This window comes from Kineococcus glutinatus, from assembly GCF_039542765.1.
GTDB lineage: Bacteria > Actinomycetota > Actinomycetes > Actinomycetales > Kineococcaceae > Kineococcus_A > Kineococcus_A glutinatus.
Genome location: NZ_BAABIL010000451.1, coordinates 1 through 8,337 on the forward strand (window position 1 = coordinate 1; position 8,337 = coordinate 8,337).

Here is an 8,337-nt window from a genome sequence, read left to right on the forward strand (position 1 = left end):
CGTGCGGCGGTGCCGGCGGGCCGGGCGCTCCCGGCGGGCCTACGGTCGCCCCGGACGTGCTCGCGCACCGGCCGGCCCGGTGCCGCCGGTGGGCGGGTCCCGACCCCGGAGGAGAGATCGTGACGACCGCACCCCGCGCGCTCCCCAGCGCCGTGCCCGCACCGGCCGCCCCCACCGCGGGGGCCGCCGTCCGGCTGCGCCCGGTACCGCTCGGCGCCGCCCGCACCACCGGTGGCTTCTGGGCCGAGCGGCAGCGCGCCAACCGGTCGCGGGCCGTCCGCACCGGCTACGAGCGGCTGGGGTCCGCCGGCAACCTGCAGAACCTGCGCATCGCCGCCGGCACCGCCACCGGTGAGGTCCGCGGCCCGGTGTTCATGGACTCCGACGTCCACAAGTGGCTGGAGGCGGCCGCCTGGGAGTACGGGCGCGAGCCGTCGGAGGAGCTGCTGGGCCGGATCCGGGAGGTGACCGCGCTCGTCGCCGCGGCCCAGGCCCCGGACGGCTACCTCGACTCCGTCGTGCAGGTCCGCGACGGCGGCGAGCGCTACCGCGACCTGCCGTGGAGCCACGAGCACTACTGCGCCGGGCACCTGTTCCAGGCCGCGGTCGCGCAGTCGCGCTGCACGGGCGAGACGGCCCTGCTGGACGTCGCCGTCCGGCTCGCCGACCACCTCGTGGCCACCTTCGGGCCCGGCGGGCGGGAGGAGGTCGACGGCCACCCGATCGTGGAGATGGGCCTCGTCGAGCTCTACCGCGAGACGGGCGAGCGCAGGTACCTGGACCTGGCGCGCTGGTTCGTCGACGCCCGCGGCCGGGGCACCACCGCGCGCGGGGGGGACCCCACCTACTTCTCCGACCGCGTGCCGGTGCGGGAGGCCACCACCGCGGAGGGCCACGCCGTGCGCGCGGTGTACCTCGCCGCCGGTGCCGCCGACGTGGCCGCCGAGGACGGCGACGCCGAGCTGCTCGCGGCACTGGTGCGGCAGTGGGAGCACGTGGTCGCCACCAAGACCCACGTCACCGGAGGCCTGGGCTCGCGCTGGGACCAGGAGCGCTTCGGCGACGAGTACGAGCTCACCCCCGACCGCGCCTACGCCGAGACGTGCGCCGCGATCGGCAGCGTGCAGTGGGCTCAGCGGATGCTGCTGGCCACCGGCGAGGCCCGCTACGGCGACCTCGTCGAGCGCACCCTCTACAACGCGTTCCTGCCGGGGGTGTCCCTCGGCGGCGACGAGTACTTCTACGTGAACCCCCTGCAGGTGCGCAGCGGTGCCCACGCCGACGAGGAGCGCAGCGCGGTCCACGGCCGCCGCGGCTGGTTCGACTGCGCGTGCTGCCCGCCCAACGTCATGCGGACGCTGTCCAGCCTCGACGCCTACCTGGCCACCAGCGACGGCGGCGGGGTCCAGCTGCACCAGTTCACCGCGTGCCGCGTCGGCGCCGACCTGCCCGGCGGTCGCGTGGAGCTGGCCGTCAGCACCGACTACCCGTGGGACGGCACCGTGCGGGTGCGGGTGGAGGAGAGCGCGGCCGGGGAGTGGGAGCTCGCCGTGCGGGTGCCGGGCTGGGCGCGGGGCGCGACCGCGACGGCCGCCGGGCGGCGGCTGACCCCCGAGCCGGGGGAGCACCTGCGGGTGCGGCGCGCCTGGGCGGTGGGCGAGGAGCTCGTCCTCGTGCTGCCGCTCGACGTGCGCGTCGTGGAGGCCGACCCCCGCGTCGACGCGGTGCGCGGCTGCGTGGCCGTCGAGCGCGGCCCGCTCGTGTACTGCGCGGAGCAGGCCGACGTGTCCGCCCCCGTCGCCGTGGACGACCTGCGCGTCGACGTGGCCACCCTGCGCGGCGCGCGGGCCGAGCACCGCCCCGGGCTGCTCGGCGGGGTGACCGTGCTGCGCACGACGGCGCGCCGCTCCGCCCGCCACGACGGCGGCGCCCCGCTGTACCGCCCGGCCGCCGACGCGCCCGCCGCCGACGCCGAGGGGGAGGGGTTCGGGATCGAGCTGGTGCCCTACCACGCGTGGGCGAACCGGGGCGCGGGTGCGATGCGGGTGTGGCTGCCGCGGGCCTGAGGCCTGCGCCGGGGCCGGGCCGCGGCGGGGGCACCTCCCGTGATCAACCCTCGGTGTTCAGGGCGTAACAGGTCGTCACTCCACGTAGCATGAGGCTCCGCCACGACCGTGCGCGGCAGGTCTGTGCGGGAGGCCTCGGTGAACCAGCAGCAGCTCACGTCCGTCCTGGCGGAGTTCGCGCACACCCTCGTCACCGACTACCCCGTGCACGCGATCCTCGAGCACCTCGTGCAGCGGGTCCCGGAGGTCCTCCCCGTGACGGGGGCCGGCGTGGTGCTGGCCGAGGGCGCGACGCTGCAGTTCGCCGCCGCCTCCGACGACGCGCTGCTGCGCGTGGAGGGCCTGCAGCGCCGCTGCGGCGAGGGGCCCGGCCTCGACGCGTACCGCACCGGCCGGCCCGTCCTGGTGCCCGACCTCGCGGCCGACGACCGCTTCGCGCGCTTCGCCGCGGCCGCCACCGCCGCCGGCTTCGCCGCCGTCGTCAGCTTCCCCATGCGCTGGCAGGGCGAGCAGATCGGCGCCCTGGACCTGTACGGCGACGCGCCGCTGGAGCTGGGGGGCGCGGAGTTCGGCGCGGCGCAGGTCCTCGCCGACGTCGCGGCCGCCTACGTCGTCAACGCCCGCACCCACGAGCGGATCAGCGCCAGCGCCGCCGAGCACGAGCACCGCAGCCTGCACGACCCCCTCACCGGCCTGGCCAACCGCGCCCTCCTGCTCGACCGGCTCGACCGCGCGCTGCTGCTCGCCGAGCGCTCCGCGACGGCGGCCGGTGTGCTGTTCGTCGACCTCGACGGGTTCAAGGCCGTCAACGACGTCCACGGCCACCACGTCGGCGACCTCCTGCTCGTCGCGGTCGCCGACCGGCTGCGGGAGCTCCTGCGCCCCGGGGACACCCTGGCGCGCCTGGGTGGCGACGAGTTCGTCGTCGTCTGCGAGGGCCTCTCCGGCGCCGACGAGATGGCGGGGGTCGCCCGGCGGGTGGCGACGGCGTTCGAGCGCCCCTTCCGCGTCGAGGGCCGCGCGGTCGAGGTGGGGGCCAGCATCGGCGTGGCCGTCGCCGGGGCGGACGAGCGCTCCCCGGAGGACCTGCTGCGCGAGGCGGATCGCGCCATGTACGTCGCCAAGCGCAACCCCTCCCTCGTGCCCGGCCGCGCCGCCGCGGCGCTGGCCGCCGGTCACCACCGCACGTCCCTGGAGTCCGAGCTGGCCGCGGCGGTCGCCGACGGCGCCCTGCGCGTCGTCTACCAGCCCGTCGTCGACCTCGCCACCGGCCGCTGGGCGGGGGCGGAGGCGCTGGTGCGCTGGCAGCAGCGCCGCGGCGGCGCGGTGGCCGCGGCGGAGGTCGTCGCCGCCGCCGAGCGCGCCGGCCTCATCGTCCCGATGGGGGCGTGGGTGCTGGCGCGGGCCTGCGCCGACGTGCGCAGCGTCGCCGGCCTGCCGGGGGCGCCGCGGGGGGTGGCGGTCAACGTCTCGCCCACCCAGCTGTCGCACCCCGCCTTCCCGGAGCTCGTCGAGGACGTCCTGCGCCGGACCGGCACGCCGCCGGGGGACCTCTGCCTGGAGATCGGCACCCCGTGGTCCGGCGCCGCGCCCTCGCGGGCCGCGGCGCGCGCCGCCCAGCGGTTGCGGGAGGCCGGGGTGCACATCGCGGTCGACGGCTTCGCCGACCGCCACCGCGCGTTCGGCGCCGGCCGGGACGTCGACGTCGACGTCGTCAAGATCCCCCGCACCTTCGTGCGCGACCTCGGGTGCGAGCCGGTGGGCGAGGCCGTCGTCGCCTCGATCCTCCACCAGGGCAGGAGGATCGACGCCCGCGTCGTCGCCGAGGGGGTCGAGACCGCCGAGCAGCTGGAGCGGCTGCACGCCCTGGGCTGCCGCGAGGCCCAGGGCTACCTGCTGGGCCGCCCCCGCGCGCTGTCGCAGCTGCGCACGGCGCTCGCCGCCGGGTCCGGCTGACCGCCCGCCGACGCACCCGCGCCGCACCCCCGCCGCCCCCCGCAGTCAGTGCGGGCGCGGTGCCCGTCGTGGCCGCCACCCGCTCGGGGACCGGTTCCCGACGCGGGGCCGCACCCGATTGACGTGGCGTCGCTGCATGGGCTTCACTGGGGAAACCGGTTCCCGAGGCAATGCGGCCACACAGATCGGAGAGGCACATGGCAGTGCTCGGCACCCGTGCGACCCCCGCACAGGGACCACCCGCCCCCCCGGGCGAGGAGCGGCGCCGACCGGTCCGGCGCGAGCGCTGGACGCCGTACCTGCTCCTCGCCCCCACCGCTCTGCTCATCGCGGTCTTCCTGGTCTACCCGATCGGGACCGTCGTCCAGTACAGCCTGTACAAGTACAACGTCACCAAGCCGTGGGCCAACGGCTTCGTCGGGCTGGACAACTACGCCCGGATGCTCGAGGACCCGATGTTCTGGGACTCCCTGGCCTTCACCGCGAAGTGGGTGGTCGTCGAGGTCGGGCTGCAGCTCGTCTTCGGCCTCGCCCTGGCCCTCATCATCAACGAGACGTTCGTCGGCCGCGCGGTCTCCCGGGCGCTCGTCTTCTCGCCCTGGGCCGTCTCCGGGGTGCTGACGACGACCATCTGGCTGCTCATCTACAACCCCACCACCGGCTTCGGCCGCTACCTCGCCGACCTCGGCATCGGCGAGTACGGCACCAGCCCGCTCATCGACTCCACCTCCGCCTTCTGGGCCGCGGTGCTGGCCGAGCTGTGGCGGGGCGTGCCGTTCTTCGCCATCCTCATCCTGGCCGACCTGCAGTCGGTCTCCGGCGACCTCTACGAGGCGGCCGAGGTGGACGGCGCCGGGCGGCTGCGCCGCTTCTGGTCGGTGACCCTGCCGCACCTGAAGAACGCGATCATCCTCTCGACGCTGCTGCGCGCGGTGTGGGAGTTCAACAACGTCGACCTGCTCTACACCCTCACCGGCGGCGGGCCGGGGAACGCGACGATGACCCTGCCGCTGTACGTGGCGCGCACCGCGGTCGACGCCAAGGAGTTCGGCTACGGCTCGGCGCTGACGATGGCAGCCTTCGCGATCCTGGCCGTCTTCTCCGTCACCTATCTGTGGCTCGTCCGCGCGGGCCGGGAGGACAAGGCATGAGCACCGCACCCACGCTGCCCCCGCCCACCTCGCCGACCCTCGCCCGGCCACCGGCCGTGCGCGGGGACGGGCTGGCCAGGGCGCGCCGCGCCCCCCGGTGGGCGATCTACGCGCCGCTGGGCGCCTACCTGCTGTTCACCCTCGTGCCGTTCTACTGGATCCTGCTCTTCGCCTTCCGCGAGACGGGGTCGACGGCCCTGGTGCCCTGGCCGATCACCTTCGAGCACTTCGCCACCGTGTGGAACGGTGCGGGTTTCGCCACCTTCTTCGTCAACTCCGCGGTCATCGCGGTGCTGACGCTGGCCATCACGACGGTGATCTCGCTGCTGGGCGGCTACGCGCTGGCGCGCTTCTCGTTCCGCGGCAAGGCGGCCTTCATGGTGGCGATGCTGTGCACGCAGTTCGTGCCCGGCGCGATGATGCTCATCCCGCTGTTCGACGTCTTCCGCGCCACCGGCCTCATCAACTCGCTGTGGAGCATCGTGGTGGCCGACACGGTCTTCGGGCTTCCGCTCTCGCTCATCCTCATGGCCGGCTTCATCCGCAACATCCCGGTGGAGCTGGAGGAGGCGGCCTGGATCGACGGCTGCGGCCGCTTCCGGGGCTTCTGCGCCACGGTGCTGCCGCTGCTGCGGCCGGGCATCGTGGCCATCAGCTCCTTCGCCTTCATCGGCTCCTGGAACAACTTCCTCTTCGCGCTGATGTTCCTCAACTCCCAGGACCAGTTCACGATCCCGGTGGGGCTGAGCTACATGCTGGGGGAGTACAGCGTGGACTTCGGCGCGCTGGCCGCCGGCGGCGTCGTGGCCGTCGTGCCGGTCGTGCTGGTCTTCGCCTACGTGCAGAAGTTCCTCGTCCAGGGCCTGTCCGCGGGGGAGGCGCCGGGCGGGGTCGGGGGGGCGCTCACCCGGGCATCCTCCCCGCACCCGCCGACACGGCGCCGCCGGCGCTCCCGTGCCCGGGCCCGCCTCAAGCCCCCGGCGCCGGGTGCCGATGCCGGTCCCGGACCCCGTCCACCACCGCCGCACCCCCCGCCCGGAGGCACCCCCTTGACCGCCCTGCTCCGCCGCCTGCGCGTCGGCACCCGGCTGGCCGTCGCCGTCGGCCTCGTCGTCGTGCTCCTCGCCGTCACCGCGGGCGTGGCGCTCCTCGGCTTCGCCCAGCAGCGCGACACCGCCCGCCAGCTGCGCGACCTGCACACCCTGACCGGCTACGTCGAGGGGCAGCGCTTCTACAACGCCGACGTCAGCGGCTGGCAGGCCGCCTACGCCTGGGACGTCTACCGGCTCGGGGCGCAGGAGGCGCTGGCGGACGGCTCCGCCAACCGCGCCGGGTTCCTCGCCAGCAAGGCCGCGCTGCTGGAGGAGCTGGAGGCGGCGCCGGTGGAGCACATGAGCGCCGCCGAGCGCACCGTCCACGAGGCGATCGTCGCCAACTGGGAGGACTACTTCGCCTCCGAGGAGGCCTCGGTCGCGCGCTACCGCGCGGGCGACGTCCCCGGCGGCGACGCGGAGACCATGGACGTCGCCTGGGTGATCTACGGGGAGATCCTGGAGCAGACGCAGGAGATGGACGACTCCGTCGACGCGCGCTCGGCCGCCGCCACCGCCGCCGGGGAGGCGCAGACCCAGGAGCTGCGCACCCTCGTCGTCACCGTGCTCGCCGTCGCCGTCGTGCTCGCCGTGCTGCTGCTCGTCGCCCTGACCCGTAGCATCACGGCGCCGCTGGGCCGGGCCGTCACCGAGCTGCGCGCCGTCGCCGCGGGCGACCTGACCGTCACCCCGGCCGTCGACGGCCGCGACGAGTTCACCGCGATGGGCGCGGCGCTGTCCGAGGCCGTGGCCAGCACCCGCGAGACCGTCCGCAGCGTCAGCGCCGGCGCCCACGAGGTGGCCGAGATGGCCGAGGGCCTCACCGGCACCGCGCAGCGGCTGGCCGGCTCCACCTCCGAGGTCGTCGAGCGCGCCGGTGCCGTCTCCGGCTCCGCGGCGGAGGTGTCCCGCAGCGTCGACACCCTGTCCGTCGGTTCCGCCGAGATGGGCCAGGCCATCGCGGAGATCGCGCAGGGCACCGCGATGGCCGCCGGCGTCGCCCGGCAGGCCGTGGAGGCCGCCCAGCGCACGGGCGCCACGGTCAGCGCGCTGGGCGAGGCGTCCGAGCAGATCGCCAGCGTCGTCAAGACGATCACCGCGATCGCGGAGCAGACGAACCTGCTGGCGCTCAACGCGACCATCGAGGCCGCCCGCGCCGGGGAGGCCGGCAAGGGCTTCGCCGTCGTGGCCGGCGAGGTCAAGGAGCTGGCGCAGTCCACCGGCGCGGCCACCGGCGACATCGCCGCCAAGGTCGCCGCCATCCAGGCCGGCACCGCCGAGGCCGTCGCCTCGATCGCGCAGATCTCCGAGATCATCGCCCAGATCGACGACCACCAGATGACGATCTCCGCGGCGGTGGAGGAGCAGACCGCCACGACCGCGGAGATGACCCGCAACGTCGACGAGGCCGCCCACAACACGCGCGAGATCGCCGACGGCGTGGCCGCGGTGGCCCGCTCCAGCGAGGACGGCGGCGCCGACGTCGCCCGGGTCACCGCGACCGTGGCGGCGCTCACCGCCACCGCGACCCGGCTGCGCGAGGCCGCGGGGGCGTTCCGGGTCTGAGCCACCGGCGGGTGACTCCCGTCCCGCCCTCCGCTCACCCGTCGTCGGGGCGCCCGTCGGCACCGTCCGGTAGAACCGGACGGTGCCGACGCCCTTCGCCAGCCTCGACGACTTCCTCGCCCTGCCCCGCGTCGCCGGGCTGGCGCTGTCCCCGGACGGGCGACGCCTGGTGACGACGGCCGCGGTGCTCGGCCCCGGCGCGACGGCGCACGTCAGCGCGCTGTGGGAGGTCGACCCGACCGGGCAGCGGCCCGCGCGCCGGCTGACGCGCAGCGCCAAGGGGGAGAGCGGTCCGGTGTTCGCCGCCGACGGCTCGCTGCTGTTCACCTCCGCGCGCCCCGACCCGGACGCCGGGCCCGGCGAGGGTGGCGACGACGCGCCCGCGGCGCTGTGGCGGCTGGCACCGGAGGGCGGGGAGGCCGCCGGGCGGGCCACCCGGCCCGGCGGGGTCACCGGCGTGGTCACCGCCCGGGACGCCGACCGGCTCGTGCTGTCCGCACCGACCCT

General features: G+C 75.8%; 5 protein-coding genes and 1 pseudogene. All 6 read left to right on the forward strand.

The genetic code is table 11. The features are described from left to right. Positions 1–119: 119 nt before the first annotated feature. A complete protein-coding gene (locus ABEB16_RS15805) occupies positions 120–2,066 on the forward strand; it encodes a glycoside hydrolase family 127 protein (protein ID WP_345713185.1) in 1,947 nt (648 codons plus the stop codon). 138 nt (positions 2,067–2,204) lie between these two features. Beyond that, positions 2,205–4,022, forward strand: coding sequence for a putative bifunctional diguanylate cyclase/phosphodiesterase (locus tag ABEB16_RS15810; protein ID WP_345713186.1), 1,818 nt, complete (start codon positions 2,205–2,207; stop codon positions 4,020–4,022). A gap of 197 nt (positions 4,023–4,219) precedes the next feature. Further along, a complete protein-coding gene (locus ABEB16_RS15815) occupies positions 4,220–5,173 on the forward strand; it encodes a carbohydrate ABC transporter permease (protein WP_345713187.1) in 954 nt (317 codons plus the stop codon). Further along, positions 5,170–6,060: pseudogene (locus ABEB16_RS15820) on the forward strand (carbohydrate ABC transporter permease); the annotation flags it as partial. The gene ABEB16_RS15815 and the pseudogene ABEB16_RS15820, both read left to right, overlap by 4 nt. Before the next feature lie 681 nt (positions 6,061–6,741). Continuing rightward, complete coding sequence (locus ABEB16_RS15825; RefSeq protein ID WP_345713188.1) at positions 6,742–7,830, forward strand: methyl-accepting chemotaxis protein; 1,089 nt, start codon at positions 6,742–6,744, stop codon at positions 7,828–7,830. An 82-nt stretch (positions 7,831–7,912) separates the two neighbouring features. After that, a partial coding sequence (locus ABEB16_RS15830; protein WP_486335991.1) for a TolB-like translocation protein occupies positions 7,913–8,337 on the forward strand: 425 nt, incomplete at its 3' end.